The sequence below is a fragment of the Nonomuraea sp. NPDC026600 genome (assembly GCF_040638335.1).
Taxonomy (GTDB): Bacteria; Actinomycetota; Actinomycetes; order Streptosporangiales; family Streptosporangiaceae; genus Nonomuraea.
Genome location: NZ_JBEZYD010000029.1, coordinates 135,614 through 158,916, shown reverse-complemented (window position 1 = coordinate 158,916; position 23,303 = coordinate 135,614). Strand labels below are relative to the sequence as shown.

Annotated in this window: 22 protein-coding genes; 11 read left to right on the top strand and 11 right to left on the bottom strand. The window is 69.1% G+C overall.

The window, feature by feature from the left end:
• Positions 1-166: 166 nt before the first annotated feature.
• The 4 genes from AB0F17_RS45970 to AB0F17_RS45955 all read right to left on the bottom strand — a co-directional run bounded on the left by AB0F17_RS45970 (position 167) and on the right by AB0F17_RS45955 (position 5,946).
• Positions 167-622 (bottom strand): hypothetical protein, encoded by a 456-nt coding sequence (locus AB0F17_RS45970; RefSeq protein ID WP_358036720.1) that lies wholly within the window; start codon positions 620-622, stop codon positions 167-169.
• Positions 623-1,144: 522 nt separating this feature from the next.
• A complete protein-coding gene (locus AB0F17_RS45965) occupies positions 1,145-4,399 on the bottom strand; it encodes a S8 family serine peptidase (RefSeq protein WP_358036717.1) in 3,255 nt (1,084 codons plus the stop codon).
• A 159-nt stretch (positions 4,400-4,558) separates the two neighbouring features.
• Positions 4,559-5,227, bottom strand: a complete 669-nt coding sequence (locus AB0F17_RS45960) for a hypothetical protein (protein WP_358036715.1) — start codon at positions 5,225-5,227, stop codon at positions 4,559-4,561.
• A gap of 134 nt (positions 5,228-5,361) precedes the next feature.
• Positions 5,362-5,946: a sigma-70 family RNA polymerase sigma factor gene (locus AB0F17_RS45955; protein ID WP_358036713.1), complete on the bottom strand. Its 585-nt coding sequence runs from the start codon at positions 5,944-5,946 to the stop codon at positions 5,362-5,364.
• Between the two features lie 142 nt (positions 5,947-6,088).
• Here AB0F17_RS45955 and AB0F17_RS45950 point away from each other — a divergent pair, with 142 nt between their 5' ends.
• Entirely contained in the window at positions 6,089-6,364 is a 276-nt protein-coding gene (locus tag AB0F17_RS45950) for a hypothetical protein (RefSeq protein ID WP_358036711.1), read from the top strand.
• A gap of 345 nt (positions 6,365-6,709) precedes the next feature.
• On the opposite strand, the gene AB0F17_RS45945 is transcribed toward AB0F17_RS45950, so the two are convergent.
• The 4 genes from AB0F17_RS45945 to AB0F17_RS45930 all read right to left on the bottom strand — a co-directional run bounded on the left by AB0F17_RS45945 (position 6,710) and on the right by AB0F17_RS45930 (position 10,544).
• Entirely contained in the window at positions 6,710-7,348 is a 639-nt protein-coding gene (locus AB0F17_RS45945) for a TIGR04282 family arsenosugar biosynthesis glycosyltransferase (protein ID WP_358036709.1), read from the bottom strand.
• A 73-nt stretch (positions 7,349-7,421) separates the two neighbouring features.
• The gene (locus AB0F17_RS45940; RefSeq protein ID WP_358036707.1) at positions 7,422-8,732 is read right to left on the bottom strand and encodes a glycosyltransferase 87 family protein; all 1,311 of its coding nucleotides are present in this window, start codon (positions 8,730-8,732) and stop codon (positions 7,422-7,424) included.
• A 71-nt stretch (positions 8,733-8,803) separates the two neighbouring features.
• The gene (locus AB0F17_RS45935) at positions 8,804-9,469 is read right to left on the bottom strand and encodes a glycosyltransferase family 2 protein (RefSeq protein WP_358036705.1); all 666 of its coding nucleotides are present in this window, start codon (positions 9,467-9,469) and stop codon (positions 8,804-8,806) included.
• A 46-nt stretch (positions 9,470-9,515) separates the two neighbouring features.
• On the bottom strand, positions 9,516-10,544 hold the full coding sequence (locus AB0F17_RS45930; RefSeq protein WP_358036703.1) for an NAD-dependent epimerase/dehydratase family protein: 1,029 nt from the start codon (positions 10,542-10,544) through the stop codon (positions 9,516-9,518).
• A gap of 194 nt (positions 10,545-10,738) precedes the next feature.
• Between AB0F17_RS45930 and AB0F17_RS45925 the strand changes: the two genes are divergently transcribed.
• From AB0F17_RS45925 to AB0F17_RS45910, 4 genes are all read left to right on the top strand, one after another.
• Positions 10,739-12,043 carry a molybdopterin-dependent oxidoreductase gene (locus tag AB0F17_RS45925; protein ID WP_358036701.1) on the top strand — a complete coding sequence of 435 codons (1,305 nt, stop codon included), beginning with the start codon at positions 10,739-10,741 and terminating at the stop codon, positions 12,041-12,043.
• An 8-nt stretch (positions 12,044-12,051) separates the two neighbouring features.
• Positions 12,052-12,597: a hypothetical protein gene (locus tag AB0F17_RS45920; protein WP_358036699.1), complete on the top strand. Its 546-nt coding sequence runs from the start codon at positions 12,052-12,054 to the stop codon at positions 12,595-12,597.
• A 199-nt stretch (positions 12,598-12,796) separates the two neighbouring features.
• On the top strand, positions 12,797-13,783 hold the full coding sequence (locus AB0F17_RS45915; protein WP_358036697.1) for a BtrH N-terminal domain-containing protein: 987 nt from the start codon (positions 12,797-12,799) through the stop codon (positions 13,781-13,783).
• Between the two features lie 109 nt (positions 13,784-13,892).
• Positions 13,893-14,237: a VOC family protein gene (locus AB0F17_RS45910; protein ID WP_358036695.1), complete on the top strand. Its 345-nt coding sequence runs from the start codon at positions 13,893-13,895 to the stop codon at positions 14,235-14,237.
• Between the two features lie 212 nt (positions 14,238-14,449).
• Here AB0F17_RS45910 and AB0F17_RS45905 read toward each other — a convergent pair whose 3' ends face one another.
• Both AB0F17_RS45905 and AB0F17_RS45900 read right to left on the bottom strand, forming a co-directional pair.
• Positions 14,450-15,151, bottom strand: coding sequence for a universal stress protein (locus AB0F17_RS45905; protein WP_358036693.1), 702 nt, complete (start codon positions 15,149-15,151; stop codon positions 14,450-14,452).
• A gap of 83 nt (positions 15,152-15,234) precedes the next feature.
• Positions 15,235-15,762, bottom strand: coding sequence for a DoxX family protein (locus AB0F17_RS45900; RefSeq protein ID WP_358036691.1), 528 nt, complete (start codon positions 15,760-15,762; stop codon positions 15,235-15,237).
• A 284-nt stretch (positions 15,763-16,046) separates the two neighbouring features.
• On the opposite strand from AB0F17_RS45900, the gene AB0F17_RS45895 reads away from it, so the two are divergent.
• Positions 16,047-16,796, top strand: a complete 750-nt coding sequence (locus AB0F17_RS45895; protein WP_358036689.1) for an HAD-IA family hydrolase — start codon at positions 16,047-16,049, stop codon at positions 16,794-16,796.
• Between the two features lie 84 nt (positions 16,797-16,880).
• Here the strand turns inward: AB0F17_RS45895 and AB0F17_RS45890 are convergent, their stop codons facing one another.
• A complete protein-coding gene (locus AB0F17_RS45890; RefSeq protein WP_358036687.1) occupies positions 16,881-17,735 on the bottom strand; it encodes an NAD(P)H-binding protein in 855 nt (284 codons plus the stop codon).
• 97 nt (positions 17,736-17,832) lie between these two features.
• Between AB0F17_RS45890 and AB0F17_RS45885 the strand changes: the two genes are divergently transcribed.
• The 5 genes from AB0F17_RS45885 (at position 17,833) to AB0F17_RS45865 (ending at position 23,288) form a co-directional block, all read left to right on the top strand.
• Positions 17,833-18,288, top strand: coding sequence for a MarR family winged helix-turn-helix transcriptional regulator (locus AB0F17_RS45885; protein ID WP_358036685.1), 456 nt, complete (start codon positions 17,833-17,835; stop codon positions 18,286-18,288).
• Positions 18,289-18,469: 181 nt separating this feature from the next.
• The gene (locus AB0F17_RS45880) at positions 18,470-21,007 is read left to right on the top strand and encodes a cation-transporting P-type ATPase (RefSeq protein WP_358036683.1); all 2,538 of its coding nucleotides are present in this window, start codon (positions 18,470-18,472) and stop codon (positions 21,005-21,007) included.
• 210 nt (positions 21,008-21,217) lie between these two features.
• On the top strand, positions 21,218-21,859 hold the full coding sequence (locus AB0F17_RS45875) for a response regulator transcription factor (protein ID WP_358036681.1): 642 nt from the start codon (positions 21,218-21,220) through the stop codon (positions 21,857-21,859).
• 146 nt (positions 21,860-22,005) lie between these two features.
• Entirely contained in the window at positions 22,006-22,689 is a 684-nt protein-coding gene (locus AB0F17_RS45870) for a CBS domain-containing protein (RefSeq protein ID WP_358036679.1), read from the top strand.
• A gap of 2 nt (positions 22,690-22,691) precedes the next feature.
• Positions 22,692-23,288: a CBS domain-containing protein gene (locus tag AB0F17_RS45865; RefSeq protein ID WP_358036677.1), complete on the top strand. Its 597-nt coding sequence runs from the start codon at positions 22,692-22,694 to the stop codon at positions 23,286-23,288.
• Positions 23,289-23,303 lie beyond the last annotated feature (15 nt).

Sequence of the window (23,303 nt, the reverse complement as noted above, 5' to 3'; positions counted from 1 at the left end):
GATACCTCTGACCTGCCGGTCCGCGTCGGCATGTCGAATCCGACATTTAACTGACACGGAGACGCGGATTTCGACAGCGAAACGCGGATCCTACACGGCTCTCGGTCCGATCCCCCAGTACCCAAAGGGGGATCGCTATCTTGGGTTCTTGACCCCTTCTTGCAGGTCAGGGCGAGATGATCTTTTCCAGCAAATGTGGCAGATCGTGGTCCTCGGGGAAGGCACTCTTGCCGTTCCATGTCGTGACGATCGGAATGCGGTACTTCTCGGCGAGCCGCAGGCTCTCCCCGGACGCTTCCCCGGTGATGGCGCCGCCACCGACCACTATGACCGGCCGCTCCGACGCGGACAGCACCTCCACCGCGGCGGCGATCGCAGCCGGGTCCGGGTAGGCGACCCCGACCGGAAGCCGCTCCGCCAGCGCGTGGATCTCCACGTCCACGCTCTCGGCCTGGACGTCCATGGGAATCTCCAGATGGACTGGGCCCGGCCGTCCCGTCTTCATCGCGCTGAAGAGCCGCTGCATGATGAACGGCAATTCGTCCACGCGCTGGGCCACCCAGTGCCGCTTGGACACGGCCTCGGCGACCTTCGGGAAGTCGTTCGCCGTGAAGCGCTCCAACTCCTGGAGGAGACCGTGGCCGCGCATATGGGTCGGCGGCCCGCCAGTGATCAGGATGGTGCTCGTGGAGTCGGTGGCCCCTCAGTCTCGCCCAGGCGCCGGTTGCTGGCGTCGGTCTTGGCGTCCTCCTCCCGAGCGTGACCTCAGCCGCAAAGTAACTGCGTGGGAGATCACGGTTGCGGTTCGTGATCGTCACGGGTCGGTCGTACCGGGCGGTAGTGCAGTCGCTCTACTTGATCGTGTCCTTGACCGCAAGGAACCATGTCACCCTCGTCTCCGCAGCCCACCTGTTCTGCCTCGAACAGCGCCTCAACCCAAAAGAAACGGACACGGCCTGAACCTGTACCAGGTCGTGTCCCGCCTCCAGACCACACTGATCGCCATGCTCTGGCGATGCTCCGCCTGCCGCCATGACCCACATGTCCTCGTCGACCTTGGTCGAGGACCATGACCAAGCTCTGTTTCAGGAGATTGACGCACAGTGCTCTCCGCCGATGACGGAGAGCACTGTCACTCGACCTGTCACCTCAGGCGGTAGGCCCTGATGATCGTTTGAGTGACCAGCTGATCGGAAGCACCCCGAACAGTGGCACGCAGCGACACGTAGCCGCGGGCCGGGTGCCGGAGTGCGACCAACCCACGCTGGTGGGTGCCTACGTAGGGGGCCCGCCGCCAGGTTCTGCCGTCGTCAAATGACACCTCCACGGACACGGAGGTCACGGCGCTCGGCCTGGAGCCCGGGTTGCTCTGAATCTCGAGCGGCAGGCGGAAGAGACGCCCGGCCGACGCGGCATTGCCGGCATCCAGCTCAGGGGTGAAGCGGACGACCCGGATCGGAAAGGCGGAAGGGTCTCGCGCGCCCTTGTACGGAAAACTCCACTCGACGCTCACCTTCGTCGACAGGTCGCTGATGTCCCGAGCCGCGTGTGCTTCCACCCGATACCGACCGGCCGTGGGTGGCATCTCTGCGACGCAGAACCCGGCCCGGCTCGAGGTGCACACCCGGAGTCCGTCGCGGAAAACTGTCGTGGACGCCGTGGCAGTGGCCGAGTTCCCCGCCGCATCCGCGCGGCTCGCCACCATCGGCACACTGAACTGGAGCCTGTCCGGGGTTTGGCGGGCCCACAGGGATCGGTCAGCTCGGCCGGGAAGGGACGGCCCGAACACGCCGCCGCCGTTGTGGCGCTCCTCATAGCGTCCACCCGGCCGGTAGGTACGCTCGAGGGTCAGCTGGTCGGCCTGCAGGAGGTCACCCACGGTCTGGTACATCACGCTGTCCCAGGACACCTGGTCGGTGGTGTACAGCTCGCTGCGCGTGCGCGGCAGGTCGACCGGCATCAGTGGGGCGACCATGCCGGCCCCCCGCACCACCGTGGAGAGGGGAATGGAGGCGACCAGTCCGGCACCGGTGTCGCCCTGCCTCAGGTAGGTGGTCTTGACATGGGCCAGTGTCGCGGTACGGATCGCGGGAATCTGTGGAAGCGCCCCGCCGGGAGAGAAGCGTCCGATGCTGTAGGTCCGGCCGGCGTCCGCGAGAGTGCCGGACGGTCCCGGAACGGCCAGGACGCCGTTGAAGCCGCCGACGGCCCTGCCGGGTGGTGCGTCGGGACCGAGCTGGGCCGTACCGAATCTGCTGGTCATATCCCAGGCGTTGGCGAAGGAGAAGTTGTCGAAGGGCTGCTTCGGGTTGGTGACCGCGCTGAAGCCCACCACGCCGGTGACAGGGACGGCCGCCTTGTCATCGAGAGAGACGCGCAATGGACTGGTGGTACGGGCGTCGAAGGTCAGGGACTGTGCGGACGAAAGGTCGAGCCATGGCATGACGATCTGATCGGTGCCGTCATCGGAGAAGATGACCGCTGCGACACTGTAGAGCCCTCGAGGCAGCCGCCGCCGCAGCACGCCGTCAGGGTGGTGGAGCCCTTTGATCCAGCGGCGGTCGTAGGCACTGATGGCGACGTAGTAGTCGGCCGCCGGCTGCCCATTACGACCGATGACGGAGATCTTCAGGTCGTTGCTTTCGACCTCCTTGACCACGGCAAAGGGGGTGGCCACGGTCGTGCTTTCTCCATCGACCAAGGCGAGGACTCGGCCTCCATAGGCGCCGTCCTTCATGTCACCGCGGGTGCTTGCGGTGAAGGTGACTTCCGCGCTCTGTCTGGGGCCGATGGCGAGTGTGGTGGTCGAAAGGGCGAACATCCCGTCTGGTGCCGGCTTTCCGTCGGGTCCCGTGTCGTCGACGCTGAGCTTGAGAGTGACGGCATGGTCGCCGCCGTTGGCATAGGTCAGGGTCCGCACCACGGCGTCATCGTCTGTGTGCGGCCATTCGACGTTGCCGAAACTCAAACTCGGCGGGGAGGAGGTGAGATCCTGCCGGAGCGCGGCGGCGACATCGATCCTGCCGGCCCCCTGCTGGTAGGGGGTCAGCCCGGGGGTGGACCTGGCGGAGGTCATCAGGGCCGCTTTGATCTGCTGTCCCGTCCGCTTCGGGTACTTCTGGAGCAGCAGCGCCGCGGCGCCGGCGACGTGCGGAGTGGCCATCGACGTCCCCGACATCGACGTGTGGGTGTCGTCCACCGGTGTGCCGATCTGACCGTCGCGCGCCCGTGCCGCAATGATGTCCACTCCGGGAGCTGTCACGTCCGGTTTGATGGCGGCGTCATCTATACGGGGTCCTTGACGCGAAAAGCTCGCCAGGCGATCGTCGTCGTCCACCGCGCCGACCGACAGTGCCGCATTCGCCGTGCTGGGGGAACTGACGCTGCCCACGCCCGCCTGTTCTTCGTTGCCCGCCGCGATCACGAACAGCGTGCCATGCTGCTCGGTGAGCCGGTCCACGGCCTGCTCCAGCGGATCGATCCCCGGAGTGTCATCGCCGCCCAGGCTCATATTGACGATCTTGGCCTTGCTCGCGGCGGCCCACTCCATGCCGGCGAGAACGTCCGACTCCGTACAGCCCCGATTACCGCATACCTTGCCGATGAGCAGGTGGGCGTCCGGGGCGACCCCCTTGTAGGGAGCGTTGGGCGAGGCGATCGTCGACGCCACGTGAGTGCCGTGCCCGACAGTGTCATTGGTGTCGGATCCGGTGAAGTCGCGCGCTTCGGACACCTTGCCCTTCAGGTCAGGGTGTTCGGCGTCGATGCCGGTGTCCAGGACCGCCACGGTGACGCCGGCACCGGTGTATCCGGCCTTCCAGACCTCGGGAGCCCCGATCTGCCCGACGCTGCGGTCGAGCACGAGATGCCTGACGCCGTCGAGCCAGATCTTGGCCACCCCCTGTCCGAGGGTTCTGGAGCGGGACCCCCACTGGGAGGCAACTTGTCGCCACAACTGGGGACCGCTTTTGCCTGCCTCGACCGCGACCGCGTTGACGCTGGGCAGGGGTCGCGTGACGGTCGCTCCCTCCAGGCTGTTCGCCTGGCCGGCGTTCTTTTCGCCGTACTGGATGATCAGAGGGAGGCTCTGGCGCCGATCGTCGCCGTAGCCGAGCGTGTGCAGGCCCTTGACATCGAACAGACGCTCATCGAGCAGGCCGCCGTTGAGCAGAGGTGCGGCGTCGTCGGGGATGACGTACAGCCTGTCGCTGTCGCGCCTGATGGTGAACCGCACGTTGGTGCGGCCCTGCGCGGGCAGTGTCCTGATCCCCGATCCGTCGGGGCTGAACAGCACCTTGTCGCCGGTGAGCAGCGTGACGGATCGTAGCTGGACGGCCTGCGCGTCGGTGTCGCTGCGTGACGGTGAAGGACTCGCGGAGTGGCCGGTCGGCATCATCATGGCGAGACTGATCGCCAGAACACCAACCCTCCGTCCGGGTCGCGGCAAGGAGAACCTCCATAGGGAAGCACGGTTTGAGGGCATGCTGGAACGGCGGCGTCACATATGTGCTGGGGTATGCGACGCCGCACGTCTATGAATGCCGAAGGTTTGTGCTCTTTACGAGCGAGGGGACGCGCTCACGGCTGCCTGCCCCGGAGAGTCCGACTGCCCCTGGGAGTCGGGAATGGGGACCTGCTTGACGCCCGATTCGGTGGCGTCGTTGGCCGCCTGCCTCGAGGGCTCGGGCTCGGCAGGTCCGGCTTCCGGAGTTCCCGAGACTGCGGGCACCGGCGGCCCGCTCCCATCGCCTGCGGAGGAGGCCGCCGGAATGGGGACCCCCTTGACGCCTGCCGTCGACTTCTCCAGCTTGCAGGGGGTGACCTGTCCTTCAACGACCTGCAGACTCATGGAACTCGCCTGGGCTGGGTCATCGACCTTGAGCGTTGCCATGAGGACCAACGTCTGGTCCGGCTTGATCTGGTCCTTGCGTATCCGGAAACTGGCTCCGTCGCCATCCTGGCCGGGCTCGAGCCGCGGTTCCTGACCGGAGATCACCTTGTTCTGTGTCCCCGCCGCGGCTGGCGCACACGTCTGGCCGTCCGGCACGTAGGTGACCGACGCCCGGATGCCTGCCTCCTTCAGCTCTGCCTGGAGGAGTTCCGGTTGCGCGAACTCCTCGATGCGGACCGTCACCGACCCGTCAGAGTCGGTCTCCACGGCGTAGGCGGCACCGGCTCCCGCCACCGTCAACGTGGCGACCGCCCCTGCCGTCACCACCCCGGCCACGGCGGCGCTCCACCTCTTCAGCTGTGCCCGGTCGCGCCGAGGAAGCCGGGCGGTTCCGAATGCCGGACGCCCTTCAGCCTGATGCGCGCGAGCCCTCTGCTCCAGCGCGCTCGCCAACTTGTCTTCGAAGGAATTCATGCCTGCCCTTCCACGGGATGTAGGGGGGAATCCAGCGATACGACGTGTTGGAGCTTGCGCCGCGCTCGATGCAGCCGCACACGGGCCGCCACCGACCGAAGGCCCAGCGCCGCCGCCGCTTCGGTGACGGTCAGCTGATCGATGACCACCAGTTCGAGCACTGCGCGTTCGCTCTCCGGGAGGCTACGCATGGCCGCCAACGCCTCGCGGGTCTGACGCTCGGCATCGATCCGCTCTTCCATCCGAGCCAGGTCGTCCGAGTCGAGCAGGCGTCGTCCCGCTATCTCACCCAGCGTCTGCGTGTCTCGTGCCGCACGCCGACGCTCAGCCAACAGGACATGACGCGCGATTCCATGCAGCCACGCGATCTCACTCCCCCGGCTCGGGTCGTAGGTGTGCGCCGAGTCCAGCGCCGCCACGAAGATGTCAGCGGTCAGGTCAGCCGCCAGGTGGGGATCAGTCACTCTGCGCACGACCAACCGCATGACTGTCTGGATATGGCGGCGATAGAAAGCTCCGAAAGCCGCAGGGCCAGGAGGAGACTCACCCTCCGAACCTAATTGATCTTGATTGAGGCGCACTGGCCTCGCTCCCTTCGTCGTTCGCCTTACAACAACTCCTTGCCGCACATCGGAAAGCGCGTTACATCGTCGGCAAGACCTGCGGCGGACCTGAAGAGCAGTGCGGGCCGGTGCGGACGATGGCCAGAGGGCGCGGCGCCTGATGGAGCATTGCCTGGCTGATCGAGCCGAGGATCAGCCCGAACCCACGTCAAGGACCTGCGTTCGCGGCTACAGCTCGGTCGGCAACAACGACGACCGGGTCGACGCGTTCGTTCTGACCGACATCCTGCGCACCGCCGGGCCCGGCTGCGGCAGGCTCGCCACGGCGACGTTGCAGGCCACCGTCCGAGCCCACCGCGACCTGGTCACCCACCGCACCGCCGCCGACCCAACGGCAGGGTTCCGGCACATGGGCAACTTCAGCACTCGGATGTAATAGTTCGCCGCCTTTCTGACCAAGAAGGGAAAATTTGGAGCTACAGGAAGGCACACAGATGGCCGACATTCCATCGCAGGATCTTCGCCAGACGATGCGAGATCCCACGGCGTTCGAAGTCTTCTGTCAAAGACACACCGAACGAGTGAGCCGCTTCGTGGCCCGCCGGATGACCGATCCGCACACGGTCGGCGCCGTCTCCCAGCGGCCGCTTGCGGGCAGTTCGTCGAAGACGCTGCGGCGCAGCGCGAAGCCGCCCGCTCGGCGGGTCAGGTGTACGGCGTGCGGAGTGATGTCGATGCAGAGGGCCGGGACGCCACGGCGCGTCGGCGTGGATCTCGCCCATCATCGCGGTGCGACCGCTGCCAGTTCGTGGAACGCCTGGGCGAAGCGTGAGGCCGGCGCGTCGGCGGCGACCCGGGCGGCGTCGGCCGCGGTGTCCACGTCGGTCAGTTCGGGCAGGTGCCGCACACTCAGCCCCGCCGCGCTGAGGCGGTGGAGTTGCGCCCGCCCGGTGTGGGGCTGCGACATGGGCACGCCGAGCAGCAGATCGGGATCGGGGCGGCGCAGCCCCAGCAGCCAGAAGCCGCCGTCGGCGGCGGGTCCGAAGACGGCATCGTCTTCACTCAGTCCGTGTATGGCCGTGTGCAGCAGTTCGGGGGTCACTTGGGGGGTGTCCATGCCGATCAGCACCATCGGCTCCGGCCGGAGCCGATAGGCGTCGGCGAACGCCGCGGTGAGGCGCTCGTCCAGACCGGACCCGCGCTGGGGGATCACCTCGAAGCCCGCGGGCAGCCAGCCGCCGGGCAGGCCGTCCAGGGCCAGCACCCGCTGGGTGACGGGTGTCGCCGCGACGGTGCGCAGGGTGTCCTCGAGCGCGGCCTCGGCCAGCCGAGCCGCCTGAGCCGGGCTGTACGGCGGCGTCAGGCGGGTCTTCACCCGGCCCGCTACCGGCTCCTTGGCAATGATCACGATCTGTGTCATGCCTTCTGACGATAAGGGCTGTGACCTGCGTCAACTCGTACAAGGTCGTCACGGCACCAATTTCTTAGGAGAATCATCGCGCCGCTCCGGCCTCGACGGCCTTGCGGGAGTGGCGGGCCCGGCGTACGGCCCAGCCCGCGAGCACGGCCAGCGCCGCCAGCGTGTAGGCGAGCGTCGCGGGGCCGGACAGGTAGCCGACCGCTCCCGCCAAGGCCACGCCCAGCCATTCCCACCGGCCATCCATGGCGACCAGCGCGACCACCAGCAGGGCGTACCAGGAGTACTCGGGCGTGAACAGCAGCAGGACGGACCCGCTGACCAGCAACGCACCGCCCCAGGCCCGCTCGGGATCTCCGTAGCGCAGGACGTACAGCACCACCAGCGCCAGCAGCAGCATCGCGGCGAACGGCGCCCACGCGTCCGGCATCACCAGCCGCAACACCGCGTACCGCCCCCTCGCCGAGGGCGCCTCGTACCCTTCCTCCTGGACATATCCCAACAGGTAGCCCACCACGGAGCCCCGCGAAACGAGCACATAGGGCAGATAGGTCAGCACGACCACCAGGGCGGCGGGCACGATGACGGCGGCGATGCGCCGCCAGGCCACCCCGCCCTTGAGCACCCCCGACAGCGCGCCGGGCAACGCGGTCGCGGGGGTCAGCTTGGCCGCGATGGCCGCGCCGAGCAGCGCCCCGCGGCCGCGGACCACGCACAAGGCGAGCACCACGAGCAGTACGCCCAGCATGTCGATGTGCGCGTTGTTCACCGCCTCGGCGGGCACGGCCGGGCACCATGCCCACAAGGCGGCCCGGCCCGCGCCCGCCCGTCGCCACAACGCCAGCAGCACCGCGATCGCCATCAGCGCGCCGCCGACCTGCAACCCCTTGTGCCGCGAACCCTCCGGCGTCAGCCGGTGCACCAGCAGGAAGTACCCCTCCGCCAGCGGCGGGTAGATCGTGTGCACGGCGGGCCGGTTGATCCGAGTGCACACCCCTTGCGAGACCCGGGCCCGATCGGGCGCGTCACAGTCGGCCGGGAACAACCACCCGTCACGCAACGGGCTCAGCGCCGGATCGGCGGGGGGATGGTCATAGGGCGAGATGCCCGCCGCCTGCACCCGGCCGTCCCACGCGTACCGGTAGGAATCGGTGCTGGTGCTCGGTGGTGCGACCAAACCGGTGGCGGTCATGATGACGCCGCCCACGACGACCAGCACCGCGCGCTGCCGCGCCGGCACCGACCTGGCCAGCCACAGCGCCACGGCGAACAGCCCCCACGCGACCAGATACCACGGCAGCAGGCCAGGGCGCCCGAACGCCATCCTGACCAGGACGGCGACGAGCGCCAGGAGTGTCGCGCCGACGTACACCGTGTACCTGCTCACGCTCCGGCCACACTCCATGAGGCCGCGGCGGCCCGGTTCATCCGCACTCCGTAAGGAGTCGCCGCTCCCGCTCATGCCCGCCCTTCTCGGCCGGCCAGGACTCGGCGCATGTCGCCGATGGCCCGCAGCGTGCCGCGTACGGTGCCGGTCACCTTCGACCGGCCTGCCCGGGCCAGGTAGTTCACCTCGACCTCGCCGATCCGCCAGCCTTCGGACGCCGCGCGCAGGACCATCTCCAGGGGATAGCCGCAGCGCCGGTCGGCCAGTCTCAGCGCCAGCAGGTCGGCGCGCCGGCCCGCCCGCATCGGCCCGAGATCGTGCAGGAGGGCGCCGGTCCGGCGGCGCAGCCTCCTGGCCAGCAGGGCGTTGCCGATCCGGGCATGCATCGGCCACGACACACCGGGGCCGAGCATGCGACGGCCGAGGACCAACTCCGCCGCGCCGGCCAGGACGGGCCCCGCCACCAGCGGCAACTGTTCGGGGTCCAGGGACGCGTCGGCGTCCATGAAGCAGACCACGTCCGTGGTCGCGGCCACCAGCCCGGCATGGCAGGCGGCACCGAACCCGCGCCGGGGCTCGGTCACCACCGTGGCACCGAGCTTGGCGGCGACCCGTGCGGATCCATCGGTCGAGCCGTTGTCGACCACGATCGGATGGAAGCCGTCCGGCATCCGCCCGAGCACCCACGGCAGGGCCGCCTCCTCATTCAGACAGGGCAGCACCACATCCACCTTCATGGATCGACGCTAGAGCCACAGGACGCGCTCGATCCCCATGGGAGGGTCACGTGCCTTCAGAGAAATCGCCAGTTCCCAGGGGCGCCACGGCGAACTCCCGCATTCCTTCGGCGAAGCCGATCCGCGCGCGGAAGCCGAGTTCGTGCGTGGCGCGGTCGGCGGCGGCGACGATGTGCCGCACGTCGCCCAGGCGATACTCGCCGGTCGTGACCGGATCGGGACCACCGTGTGCGGCCGCGAGCGCGGTGGCCATCTCCCCGATCGTGTGCGGTTCGCCGCTGGCTACGTTGCAGGCGGTCAGCGCTCCGGGAGGAGTGTGGGAGCCGAGGGCCGCGAGGTTGGCGCGGGCGACGTCCCGCACGTGCACGAAGTCCCGCCGCTGGCGCCCGTCCTCGAACACTCGAGGTGCCCTGCCTGCCTCCAGAGCCGACCGGAAGATCGCCGCGACCCCCGAATAGGGCGTGTCCCTGGGCATCCTCGGGCCGTAGACGTTGTGGTAGCGCAGCGCGATCGGCGTACCGCCGGTCTCCCGCGCCCAGTTGGCGGCCAGGTGCTCCTGAGCGAGCTTGGTGGTCGCGTAGACGTTACGGGGATCCGGGGGCGCGTCCTCCTCGATCGCGGCGGGTGCCAGCTCCGCCCCGCAACTCGGGCAGCGGGGTTCGAACGCGCCGCGGGCGAGATCCTCCCGAGCACGCGGGCCCGGGCGGGTCCGGCCGTGTCGCGGGCAGTCGTAGGCGCCCTCCCCGTACACGACCATCGACGAGGCCAGGACCAGGCGGCCCACACCGTGTTCGGCCATGGCGGCGAGCAGCACGGCGGTGCCGTGAACGTTGACCGAGGTGTAGTCGGGCAGGTCGGCGACGCTGGACCCGAGCCCTACCTTCGCCGCCTGATGGGACACCGCGTCGACGCGGCGCAGCAACCCCGCGAGCACGTCCGCGTCGCGCACGTCACCGACCACGTGACCGGCCCCTGGCCGGCGGTCGAGGCCGGTGACCTCGTGGCCGGCCGCCCGCAGCGCCTCGACCACATGACTTCCGATGAACCCGGCCGCGCCGGTGACCAGTACTTTCACCGCTCCAACGCTAGGGCCGAACCTCCGGCGAGCACTGAACGTCACACGCCCTTGTCCTCACCAGAATCGGCAACGGTACGTTACGCCACTCCAAATAGGGGTATTTCCGGCAAACGGAATAAACAGCCCTATTCACGGCCACCGGCCTGGGCGCCCAGCTGCTTTCGGCAGAGCGCTTGTTTCGGGGTGATTCGGTGTCAGATCGGCAAAACGCCAGCGCTTGGCTGCGAGCCCATCCCCCACCGGGCCCCTTCCGGCCGGGGTTCTGGCGCAGTCCGCTGCGCGGCCCATGGCTGACCTCGGTCTTCGGCCTCGTCCTGCTGTTCGGGATCCCGATCATCGCGATCACAGGACTGGTGTCCTACGCCGCCTACGATCCGCAGCTGCCCATCAACGACGCGACCCCTGAAAAGGGATGGCTGGGCTTCTACCTGTTCGACTGGCCGACGCACCCGGCCTGGCTGTACCGGGTCACGCAGGGAGTGCACGTCGTCCTCGGGCTGACGTTGACCTCAGTGCTGCTGGCCAAGCTGTGGTCGGTGATCCCCAAGCTGTTCACCTGGCCACCGGCCCGCTCCCCCGCCGAAGCCGTGGAGCGCGCCAGCCTGCTGCTCCTGGTCGGCGGCGCGGTGTTCGAGTTCGTCACCGGCATCCTGAACATCCAGCTCTTCTACGTCTTCCCGTTCTCCTTCTACCCGGCCCACCTGTACGGGGCGTGGATCTTCCTCGCGGCCTTCGTCGTCCACGTCGCCTTCAAGCTGCCGAAGATGGTCCGATCGCTGCGATCGCGGAGCTTCCTTCGTGAGCTGCGGACCGGGCTGGACGCCACCCGGCCGGAGCCACCCGATCCCGATGGCCTGGTTCCCCCGTCTCCGGCGGAGCCCACCATGTCCCGGCGGGGCCTGCTCGCCTTCGTGGGCGGCGCCTCGCTGATCACGCTCGGCCTGTCCGCCGGCCAGACCCTGGACGGACCGCTGCGCCGTACCGCGCTACTGGCCCCGCACGGACGGGTCTACGGCCCCGGCCCCAACGACTTCCAGGTGAACAAGTCCGCCACCGCCATGGGCGTCCATCTGGCGGACACCGGCCCGGCCTGGAGGCTGGAGCTGACCGGACCGCATCCGGCCAGCCCGAGCCGCGCAGATCTGCTGGCGATGCCGCTGCACACCTACGCGCTGCCGATCGCGTGCGTGGAGGGATGGTCCACGCAACAGTCGTGGACGGGTGTACGGCTGGCCGATCTGGCCCGGCTGGCAGGGATGGCGCCCGGCACTGCGGAGGTGCTCGTCGAATCCCTGCAACGCGGCGGCTCCTTCAGCCGGGCATCGCTGAGCGCGGGTCAGGTGGCCGACCCCCGCTCCCTGCTCGCCTTGCGGGTCAACGGCGCCGATCTGTCCCTCGATCACGGCTATCCCGCCAGGATCATCGTCCCGAACGCCCCCGGCGTGCACAACACGAAATGGGTCCGCGAACTCAGCTTCCATCCCACGGCGGAATGAGGGACGACATGCCTTCCCGGATCCGCAGGAGGATGGCCCGCCGCTACGGGGCCGACCCGTTGCACCTGCTGGCGCTGCTCGCCTGCTTCGCCCTGGCCGGATACGCCGCCGGCCGCGTCGTCGCCGCGGGCATCTGGGTCGGCTTCCTGGTGTGGTTCGTCGGCGCCGCGGTCCTCCACGACCTTCTGCTGTACCCGCTGTACGCCCTCGCCGACGTCGCCGCGCAACGGCGGCCGTGGCGTCGCCGCCGGCGACCGTCCGGCACCCCCACCTGGCCGTCATCGATCAATTACCTGCGCGTGCCGGTCGCGCTGTCCGGGCTGCTGCTCCTCATCTGGTTCCCCCTCATCCTCCGGCTGGCCGAGGGCGACTACCACCGGTCAACGGCGCTGGACACGAGCCCGTACCTCGGCCGCTGGCTGCTGGTCACCGGCGTGCTCTTCGCCGGATCAGCGATCGCGTACGCCATCCGGCTGCGCCGCCACAAGACCTCGGCCGAGCCGCCACCTCCCCTCCGAACGCCGCAAGCCCCGCGATCCTCGCCGGGTGGATGATGAGGCTCCCTTGAGCACCAGGCCGATCAGCGACCACGCCCTGCTAGGGGACTGCGCGTACATCTCGGCCGGACCCGAACAGGCACAGCGTTGGACTCTCCCACCGTGGGAGAGTCCACCATGATGGCGTGCACGACGAACGGCGACCCGCAGAGGCCCCGCAAGAAGAACTGATCACCCTCGTTCAGGAGAGCACGGCATGACCACGGTAATAGACATCGATGCCCGCGGTACGCAGCACTGCGAGACGACAGCTCTGGGGGTGCTGCTGCGACACCAAGGACTCGATCTGTCCGAGCCCATGCTCTTCGGCCTCGGCTCCGGCCTGTCCTTCATCTACTGGGACAGCAAGAACATGGGCTTCCCCTTCCTTGGGGGACGGATCAAGCCTTTCGACCTCACCAGAAACCTGGCCACCAGACTCAAGCTGGAGCTTCTGTCCCAGGAAACCGCCTCGCCCCGCAGGGCATGGGAGAACGTTGTAACCCCCATCGACGCCGGCCACCCCGTCGGCCTGCAGCTCGACAGCTACTACCTGGACTACTTCGGGTCGAAGGTGCACTTCGGCGGTCATTTCGTCGCCATGTACGGCTATGACGACCACGACGCCTACCTGGTGGACACCGGCCAGCAAGGCGGAGCAGTATCCACCAGCCTGACCGGCCTCGCCGAGGCCAGGGCCGCGCGCGGTCCGATGACCGCCAAGCACCGCTCCTTCACCCTCACCGCTCCAAGGAACCTGCCCCACCCACAGAGCCAGATCATTCCCGCCATCACCGCCTGCGCCGACGCCTTCCTCAACCCGCCCATCGCCAACCTCGGCCACCGAGGCATTGAGAAGGCCGGCAAGCTGGTACGCACATGGCTCCAGCGCACTGACGACCCGCAGCGGGACCTACCGCAGGCCGCCCTCTTGATGGAGAAGGCCGGCACCGGCGGCGCCCTGTTCCGCAACCTCTACCGCGACTTCCTCGCCGAATGCACCGAACTGCTCGACAGCGGCCACCTACGCACCGGCCTCGGGTTGTACTCCGAGGCAGCCACCCTGTGGACGGCAACCGCGGCACTGATCGCAAAAGCCGGTGAATCAGACGATGCGCAGTGCCTCGTGCAGGCAGGCACCATCCTCAGCGACCTTTCACGCATAGAGCACGAGGCCATGCAGGCACTGAACCGCCTGGAGTAACGAGACCCCAAGCGGATCTCCTGGGCAGCAGGTGGCGATCCCGGGCGCCGATGAGTTTCGGTCGCGGCAGTGGTCTCGCTCTCGAAACGGCTGGAAAGGAGCGGTTCCGGTGGACCTGTACAGCGTCGTGTGCGTGCGTGACCGGGCGGCATCGCAGAAGTGGTTCGAGGTGTTCTTCGGGCGGCCGGCGGACGAGATCATCGGCGCGGAGTACCTGTGGCAGGTCGGTGAGAACGCGTGGGTCGTCATCGACGACCGGCGCGTGCGGGCCGCACGGGTGGGCGGCACCATGATCACGCTCGGCGTGACCGACCTCGACGACATCGTGGCCCGGCTGGCCGCGCACGGCATCCAGCACGAGCCCGTGGAAACCTACGGCAACGGCGTGCGCCACGTGGAAGTCCTCGACCCGGACGGCAACAGCCTGTCTCTCGCGGAGGCGCCCGCCCAGTGATACCGAGCTCGACAAGCACCCGAAAAGCAGACAACCTCACCGCCCCAGCCCGCTACAGGATGAAACGCCGACCTCGCCGCCGTCTGCGACATACGCGATGAAGCTGGACCGCCTTTACATTGTAGATCAAGAATTAACGCCGTCGGCTTCTGGGCGGCGCACGGCAGAGGCGGCGAAGTCGACGCCAAGCAACCCCGAAAGAGGCGGAAGAACTAGGTTCGCACTACGGCGACTGGGCACGGGGCGTGCTGGAGGAGCGAGGTGATCGTTCCGAGGTGGTCGGCCCGCTTGCGACCCGCCACGACGAGCGTCGGCGTCTTGTGCGTCTCCTGAACCATGGAGACGACGTTCGGATGGCTCTCCTGCCAGGCCTTGGGCTCGGCGGTGGTGACCAGCGCGAGCCGGCGCAGGTCCGCCTCACCGGCGGCGAACTCCAGGACCGAGGCGGTCGGTTCCTTGTCGGCGACCACGATCGGCCCTGGATGCGCGGGGGCGGGCAGCGGCCCTGGTCCGCGTACCACGATCACTGGGCACTCGGCACGCGCGGCGACATATCGGGCCACCGACCCCACAAGGGCCCCGGGCAACCCGTGCAGCCCTCGCGAGCCGACCACGACGAGGGCGGCGTCGCTGGACAGTTCGACGAGCCGCGGTGCCGCCGGGCCCTCGTACAGGTCGGTCTCGATCCCGACGACCGAGCTGGTCGAGCGGGCGCAGTCGGCGCCGTGCCACAGCACGTGGTCGGCTGCCTTGCGCAGGTGGTTCTTGGCCTCCTCGTCGGCTTCGCCGTAGGGCCACTGCCAGGCGTGGGCGACGGTCAGCGGGAGCTTTCTGAGCTCGGCCTCGTCAAGCGCCCAGTCCAGGGCCTGTACGGAGAAGTCCGAGCCGTCGTAGCCGAGCACGATGTGGTTCATCGCAGTTGCCTCCTTCCAGGCGGCGCTGCCGCCACACGGATGGTGGTCCCGTCGCGCACGGTGACCCGCAAGCGCGGAGCGCACTACTTCAGGTACGGGTTGCGCTGGATGCTGGGGAGGTTGCCGAGGCCGAGGGTGGTTCCGGCGCCTGCCAGGGCGAGGCCGACCAGGACGATGGCGTAGATGATGTGCTCGTCCATGAACGGGTTGTTGGCCAGAGGCAGCTCGGCCGCCCACATAAGGACCAGCATGAGGGTGCCGGTGACGGCGGCGATCCGGAGGCCGACGCCCAGGATGAGCGCGGCGCCGATACCCAGCAGGCCGAGCATGAACAACCAGTCCACCCAGGGCTGCCCGGCCAGGCCGGAGAAGAAGCCGCCGAGCGCGTTCTCACCGGCGCCCTTGAGGAACCCGGTCGTCGGGCTGCCACCCGAGATCCAGGCTCGGTTGGCCGGAGTGGCGAAACCCCAGCCGACGGTCTTGTCCAAGAACGCCCACAGGAAGATCCAGCCGATCGAGATCCGGGCGACCGCCCAGACATAATCGACCGGCCGGGTCTCACGCTCGCTCGGATCAGCGTCCATGACGGGCCTGGCATGAGAAGTAGCCATGATGCCCCCCCTTCACAGGATGTGCGACTGCTCTCACCTGCCTCCAGGACACCTCAGCCGGCCCAGCCGCCGACAGAGCCCTTGTGCCCGCCGTATCGGGCCATTCGACCTTTCGCGACTGTCAGCGCTGCAGGTGACATGTCACCGTCTGCCCTGGCCAGGTCAGGCGGTATGTCGCGGGCCGGCTGCCTCGCCCACCCACCGCCGGTGCAGGGCCAGAAGTCCGTCAGGTAAGAGCCGAAGGACCCTGTTTGCCCCGGTGACCTGTGCGTAGCGTCATGGGCATGGCAGCCATCGACCTGAACAGGCTCCGTGGCGTCGTCTTCGACACTGACGGTGTGGTCACCGACACCGCCAGGGTCCACGCGGCCGCGTGGAAGCACGTGTTCGACGGCTTCCTGCGCGGCCGTTCCGCTCCTTTCGATGTCCGTGCCGACTACCTGCGTTACGTCGACGGGCGGTCGCGTCTGGACGGGGTCCGTACGTTCCTGGCCTCCCGCAGCGTCTGCCTGCCCGAAGGCGGGCCGCAGGACGAGCCGGGCGCGTTGACCGTGCACGGGCTCGGACTGGCCAAGGACGCGCTGTTCGTCCAGGAGATCGCCGAGCATGGGGTGGCGGCCTTCCCCTCGACCGTCGCCTTGCTGCACGAGTTGCGGCGGCGCGGTTGCCGTACCGCCGTGGTGTCGGCGAGCAGGAACTGCCGCGCGGTGATCTCGTCGGCGGGGCTGATGCACCTGTTCGACGTGCTGGTCGACGGCACCGAGGTCGCCCGGCTGGGGCTGCCCGGCAAGCCTGACCCGGCATTGTTCCTGGAGGCCGCCCAGCGGTTGGAGCTTCCGGCGGGCGAGGTGGCGATCGTGGAGGACGCGCTGCCCGGTGTCGAGGCGGGGCGCAGAGGCGGCTTCGCCCTGGTCGTCGGGGTGGACCGGTCGCGCTCCCAGGGGGCCGCGATGCGCCGCGCCGGAGCGGGCATCGTGGTGACGGATCTGGCCGAGCTGGCCGTCAGCGGCCGCGTCCCTGTGTTCTGGCGATGAATCACTGAACGTTCGCCCACGGGGGTTCGACCCGGCCGCGCAACAGATCCCGCCACGCGGATGCGGCCTGGATATCGACGCGGATCAGGTGACACGGAAGGCGTCGGCGTTGCGTGCGCACCAGGTGGCGAAGGTGCGGGGCTTGCGCTGAAGCAGGCGCTCCACGGTGTCGGTACGGAATCCGGCGGTGTCGCCGCGCATGAGGTGGAACCCCTCGATGATGGCCTCGGCCAGCGCCGGCGGTGCCCCGTTGGGGAATCGGGAGGCAACGGCCTCCTCCGCGGTGGTCACTGGCCGGATCGCGATATCCCGGCCGGTCGCCGCAGCAAGGATCTCGACCTGTTCGGTGATGGTGAACATCTCCTCGCCGGTGACGACGTACTCCTGGCCTTGGTGGCCGTCATCGGTCAGAGCCAGGGCGGCGACGGCGGCGATGTCGGCGGGGTCGATCGGCGCGTACCGGCCGGGGCCGACCGGATCGAGGACATAGCCCGCCTCGCGGATGGTGGGCAGCCAGTCGAAGGCGTTGGTCATGAAGCCGCCGGGTCGCAGGAAGGTGGCCGGGATGCCGGAAGCTCGGATGGCCTGCTCGCGTTCGTGGTGCCAGCGGCCCATGGCGGGCATGGGGTCGCCGAGCACGTTGAACGAGGACAGGTGCACGATGTGACGCACCCCCGCGGACTGGGCGGCGGCGACGGCGTGCCGGGTGTGGTCGAGGCCGATGCCGGGGGTGAGCAGGAACAACCGGTCGACTCCCGCGAAGGCGGGCGGCAGCGTCGCCGGGTCGTTCAGGTCCGCCACGACCCGTTCGGTCCGCTCGGGCAATGCGGCGGCGCGGGCCGGGTCGCGGGTCAGGACGCGGAACGGCACACCGGTCTCGTCCAGCTCGCGGACGAGCTCGCGGCCGACGTTCCCGGTAGCACCGGTGACCAGTATCATGAGAACCCCTAAATCGTGTACCGGTTAATGATTGAGAGAACGCTAACCGGTACATGATCTGCTGTCAATCGCACCATGCATCATCGGAGGCCTCGACGTGCCTGAGTTCCTGGACATGCACAGCAAGACGTCGAAGGTGCTGCGGGCGGCGGCCGAGGCGGCCGTGCGGCGCCATGGGCTGCACCTGGGACAAGATCACCTACTCGCGGTGCTGTGGCGGCAGGACGGCCGCACCCCGGGCGAGGTCGCCGCCGCACTGAACGTCACCACCCCCAACGTGGTCAAGGCGGCCAACCGGATGACCGCCGCCGGCCTGCTCACCCGGCGCCGCGACGACCGGGACAACCGTCTGGTCCGGCTGTGGCTCACCGACGCCGGGCGCGCCCTGCAAGCACCCATCGAGAAGGAACGGCGCCTCCTCGAAGAGAAGGTCACCGCCGACCTCACCGAGACCGAGCGCGAACTTCTCCTCAGTGCGCTGACGAAGATCCACCACTCGGCGAACGCCCTGCTGGACACCCCCAGCGATCAGCGCGACTCGGCCACCACCTGACGCTGCCGGGCCGTGCGGCGAAAGCCACCAGCCGCCACCGCGCGCACGATGCCTGCCGTTCGGCCCTGTCCCGATGGGACCTTCGCTTCTGGTTCGACACTCCATCACCTGCGAAAACAGGCAGGGGAGACGACGCGGTCCCCCGATGTCGCCCGGAAGCCGGCAGGTCGGAGAGGAAGACATGGTGATCCCCGCACCCTCTGGGTTGTCGTCCGCGGAGGCGGCCGTACGTCTTGAGCGGGATGGAGCCAACCTCCTCCCGCGCAAGCCGCCCGTTCCGTTGTGGCGGCGGGTGATGGCCCAGCTTCGCGATCCGCTGATCATCGTTCTGCTCGTGGCGGCGGCGTTGACCGTCTTCACAGGCGACTGGACCGACACGGCCGTCATCATGCTCGTGATCGTGGTCAACACCTCCGTCGGCGTGGCGCAGGAGATCCGCGCCGACCGAGCCATCACGGCATTGTCACAGCTCACGGCCCCTGCGGCCCGCGTGATCCGCGACGGTTCCCAGACGCGGGTTCCGGCAGCCGACATCGTCGTGGGAGACCTGCTGGTGCTGGCCGAAGGCGACATCATCGTGGCCGACGCCACGGTGGTGGAGTCGGCGGCCTTGCTCGTCGACGAGTCGTCCTTGACCGGCGAGTCGGTGCCGGTGGACAAGGCCGGCGACGATCCGGTCTCCTCGGGCACCGTCGTGGTCAGAGGGCGTGGCCGGGCCGCGGTCACCGCCGTCGGGGCGGCGAGCGCCAGTGGCCGCATCGCCTCCATGATGGTCAAGGGAGCCGGTCTCACGCCGTTGCAACAGCGCCTGATGGGGGTGGGCCGGCTGCTGGCCGGCGTCGCGGTGTTGCTGTCCGCGCTGGTGCTGGCCCTGGGACTGGTCCGCGGGCAACCGGTCGAGCTGATGGTGGTGACCGCGATCAGCCTGGTGGTCGCGGCCGTGCCCGAGTCACTGCCGGCCGTCGTGACCTTGAGCCTGGCATTGGGAGCGCGCCGGATGGCCGCGCGCGATGCTCTCGTACGCAGGCTGCCCGCCGTGGAAACGCTGGGCTCCGTGACCGTGCTCGCCACCGACAAGACCGGGACCCTCACCGAGGGCCGGATGGTCACCCGGCAGGTGTGGACTCCTACGGGAGAGGCCACGATTACCGGCTCCGGATACGCGCCCGACGGCGAGGTCGAACGCGACGACTCCCTCGACGGAGCGAGCCTCACCGACCTGCTGACGGCGACCGTACTGTGCAACGACGCGAGACTGTCACCGCCGCGGGACCCCGGCGAGGAGTGGACGGCGCTGGGCGACCCGACCGAGGCGGCCTTGCTCGCCGCAGCCGCCAAGCTCGGCCTGGACCGCGGGGAACTGCAGGGGCGCTTCCCGCGCGTCGCCGAGCGTCCCTTCGACAGTGAACGCAAGCGGATGAGCACCGTGCACCGTCTGCCCGACGGGCGTGGCCGGGTGATCTGCAAGGGAGCACCCGAAGCGCTGCTCCACCCGCCTGTCCTGGTCGACGGTCCCGCGCTGCTGGCCCGCGCGGCCGAGCGCGCCGAGCGGCTCGCCCAGGCCGGATACCGGGTCTTGGCGGTGGCGAGCACCGATCTGAACGCTGTTCCGGACACAGCGCGGGAGAGCGGATTGTCGCTGCTCGGGCTGGTCGGCATCCTGGATCCGCCGCGTCCCGCGGCGGCCGCCGCGATCGCCGCCTGCAAGCAGGCCGGAATCAGACCGCTGCTCATCACCGGCGATCACCCTGGGACCGCTCGCGCCGTCGCCACCGAGCTGGGCATCATCGCCGCCGGCGACCCGGTCGTGGACTGCCGGGATCTCGGATCCTCCGATCAGGCCGGGGCCGGAGTGTACGCCCGCGCCACCCCCGGGCAGAAGCTCGAGATCATTCAGGGCCTGCGGGATCGCGGCGACACCCTCGCCATGACCGGTGACGGCGTCAACGACGGACCGGCGCTACGACGCGCCGACATCGGTGTGGCCATGGGCAAACGCGGCACCGAAGTCGCCCGTCAGGCGGCCGACCTCGTACTCGCCGACGACAACCTGGACACCGTCGTCGCGGCCGTCGAGGAGGGCCGCCGGGTCTACGCCAACATCCGCCGGTTCCTGGTCTACGGCCTCTCGGGCGGAGCCGCCGAGATCGCGGTGATGCTGCTGGGGCCGTTCGCCGGCCTCGCGCTCCCCCTGCTTCCCGCCCAGATCCTGTGGATCAACCTGCTCACCCATGGACTGCCGGGTGTGGCTCTCGGTGGCGAGCCGGCCATCCCCGGAGCGATGGCTTCCCCACCCCGGCCTCCCACCCAGAGCATCCTGGGCGCGGGGCTGTGGCAGCGCCTGATCCGGATCGCCGTCGTCCTGACCGCCGTCACCCTCGGCGTCGCCGTCTGGGCCGGCCAAACAGGACGTCCCTGGCAGAGCATGGCCTTCTTCGCCCTTGGCGCCACCCAGCTCGGCGTCGCGCTCGGCTCCCGCACCAGGCCGGGCTCGCTGGCCAACCCGATGCTGCTGCTCGCCGTCGCCGGCGCGTTCGTCCTGCAGCTCGCCGGCTTGTACTTTCCACCGCTGCGCGAGTTGCTCGGCACCGAACCGCTGCCCTTGAGCGACCTGTTGATCGTCACCGCGCTGTCCACCCTCGGCTACGCCGCCGTCCGCCTCGACCGAATCGTGCACCCCTCCCGCCCGCCACGACCCATGCCATCCCCGGGCGTATAAGTCCCTTCACCGTCCCGTACGGACCAAGGACCGGACGCTCCTGGCGCACGGCGTCAGCGCCGTGCCGGTGGTCCACGAGCGCAACCATGTCCTCGGCGTGGTGTCCGAGGCGGATCCGCTGGAAGCGCGACGACTCCACGTGGGCCGGCGATGCCCCTTAGGGACTTTCGCCCCTTTTCTACCCTGGTCCCGGCCGGTTAGCGTCGGAATATGATTCGTGTGTTTCTCGTCGATGACCATGAGGTGGTACGGCGGGGCGTGGCCGCCCTGCTGGACTCCGAAGAGGACATCGAGGTGATCGGCGAGGCCGGGACGGCGGAGTCGGCGATCGCCCGCATTCCGGCGCTCAAGCCGGACGTGGCGGTGCTGGACGTGCGGCTGCCCGACGGCAATGGCGTGGACGTGTGCCGCGAGGCCCGTTCGAGGCTGCCGGAGCTGGCATGCCTGATGCTGACGTCCTTCGCCGACGACGACGCGTTGTTCGACGCGGTGATGGCGGGCGCGTCCGGGTACGTGCTCAAGCAGATCCACGGCTCCGACCTGGTGGGCGCCGTGCGCACGGTCGCCTCGGGGCAGTCGCTGCTCGATCCGCAGACCACCGCGGCGATGCTGCAGCGGCTACGGGAGCACGCCGCCAGGAAGGACCCGCTGGCGGCGCTGTCGGAGCAGGAGCGGCACATCCTGGACCTGATCGGTGAAGGGCTGACCAACCGGCAGATCGGCGAGCGGATGTTCCTGGCCGAGAAGACGGTCAAGAACTACGTGTCCAACCTGCTGTCCAAGCTCGACATGCAGCGCCGTACCCAGGCTGCGGCGCTCTCGGCACGATTGCGGGCAGATCGCCGGGAGTAAGCAGGCTGCGCGTCCGCCACAGTCTCCGCTGCTGCGCCGCCCGCGCTGACCAACGACCATCCCGTTCGGGACTTCCGGCCCTACCAGGTGCACTCCCCCGGGGCTGTGATGAAGGTACAACAACAGCAGACGAGAAGGGCTGACCCGTGAAGCTCAGGACCGTCGCCGACGTGATGACCGCCAAGGTCGTCACGGTTACCGCGAAGACCCCGTTCAAGGACATCGCCGAGACCTTGATCGCCGGCGGCATCAGCGCCGTCCCGGTGGTCGACGACGACGGCCACGTCGTCGGCATGGTGTCGGAGGCCGACCTGCTCCGTAAGGAGGAGTTCCGCGAGCAGTTCTACCGGGAGGGCTACCGGCCACCGCTGCGCGCCCGGCTGCGCCATCCCAAGGGCAAGGAGAAGGCCACCGGTGACACCGCGGGCGAGCTGATGACCAGCCCGCCGATCACCGTCTCGCCCCAGGCCTCGGCCGTCTCGGCCGCCCGGCTGATGGACGCCCACGACGTCAAACGGCTCGCCGTCGTCGACGCGGCCGGCCGGCTGGCCGGCATCGTGAGCCGCCGCGACCTGATCAAGGTGTTCCTGCGCGGCGACGACGACATCGCCGCCGAGGTGCGCGAGGACGTCCTCGACCGGGGGCTGTGGGTGGACACCTCCGGCGTCACCGTCAACGTACGCCACGGCGTCGTGACGCTGAGCGGCCAGATGGACCGCAGGACCGAGACCTCGATCGCCGTCCGCATGACCGGCCGGATCGACGGCGTGGTCGACGTCATCGACGAGCTCACCTGGAAGCACGACGACTCCAAGTGGGAGGCCCGATAGTCATGCTCGTGCGTGAGGTCATGAGCAGCCCGCCCGTCACCGTACGCCGCACCGACCCGGTGCGGCAGGCCATCCGGACGCTGCACGGCCATGACATCACCGCGGCCCCGGTCGTGGACGACACCGATCGGCTCGTCGGTGTGGTCAGCGAGCTCGACCTGCTGCGGGGCGAGTTCGAACCCGACCCCCGTGCCTCGGTACGGCCCGTCGGTCCGGCTACCGAACCGCCGCCCCGCCGGGTCATGGAGGTCATGACCCGCGAGGCCGTCACGGTGACCGAGACGACGGACGTCACCAAGGCGATCGACCTCATGGTCGGCAAGCGGATCAAGAGCCTGCCCGTCGTACAGGGGGACCGGATCGTGGGCATGGTCAGCCGCCGCGACCTGCTGGCCATGCTCGCCCGGCCGGACGAGCAACTGCGCCAGGACGTGATCGCCGCGCTGCGCGAGCACTACCCCTTCGGGCCCAGCTGGGACGTCACCGTCCGCGACGGCGTGGCCCAGCTGAGCGGCTCGCCCCACGAACACGCCGACCACATCGCCGACGTGCTCGCCCGCACGGTGCCCGGCATCGTCCGGGTCAGACACCTGAGGTGATCGCCAACCGCGTCC

Coding starts and splice junctions, on each gene's coding strand:
- AB0F17_RS45965 (WP_358036717.1), bottom strand. CDS start 4,399: ATGATGATGCCGACCGGCCACTCCGCGAGTCCTTCACCGTCACGCAGC.
- AB0F17_RS45950 (WP_358036711.1), top strand. CDS start 6,089: ATGGAGCATTGCCTGGCTGATCGAGCCGAGGATCAGCCCGAACCCACG.
- AB0F17_RS45945 (WP_358036709.1), bottom strand. CDS start 7,348: ATGACACAGATCGTGATCATTGCCAAGGAGCCGGTAGCGGGCCGGGTG.
- AB0F17_RS45935 (WP_358036705.1), bottom strand. CDS start 9,469: ATGAAGGTGGATGTGGTGCTGCCCTGTCTGAATGAGGAGGCGGCCCTG.
- AB0F17_RS45920 (WP_358036699.1), top strand. CDS start 12,052: ATGCCTTCCCGGATCCGCAGGAGGATGGCCCGCCGCTACGGGGCCGAC.
- AB0F17_RS45915 (WP_358036697.1), top strand. CDS start 12,797: ATGACCACGGTAATAGACATCGATGCCCGCGGTACGCAGCACTGCGAG.
- AB0F17_RS45905 (WP_358036693.1), bottom strand. CDS start 15,151: ATGAACCACATCGTGCTCGGCTACGACGGCTCGGACTTCTCCGTACAG.
- AB0F17_RS45900 (WP_358036691.1), bottom strand. CDS start 15,762: ATGGCTACTTCTCATGCCAGGCCCGTCATGGACGCTGATCCGAGCGAG.
- AB0F17_RS45895 (WP_358036689.1), top strand. CDS start 16,047: ATGGCAGCCATCGACCTGAACAGGCTCCGTGGCGTCGTCTTCGACACT.
- AB0F17_RS45890 (WP_358036687.1), bottom strand. CDS start 17,735: ATGATACTGGTCACCGGTGCTACCGGGAACGTCGGCCGCGAGCTCGTC.
- AB0F17_RS45880 (WP_358036683.1), top strand. CDS start 18,470: ATGGTGATCCCCGCACCCTCTGGGTTGTCGTCCGCGGAGGCGGCCGTA.
- AB0F17_RS45875 (WP_358036681.1), top strand. CDS start 21,218: ATGATTCGTGTGTTTCTCGTCGATGACCATGAGGTGGTACGGCGGGGC.
- AB0F17_RS45865 (WP_358036677.1), top strand. CDS start 22,692: ATGCTCGTGCGTGAGGTCATGAGCAGCCCGCCCGTCACCGTACGCCGC.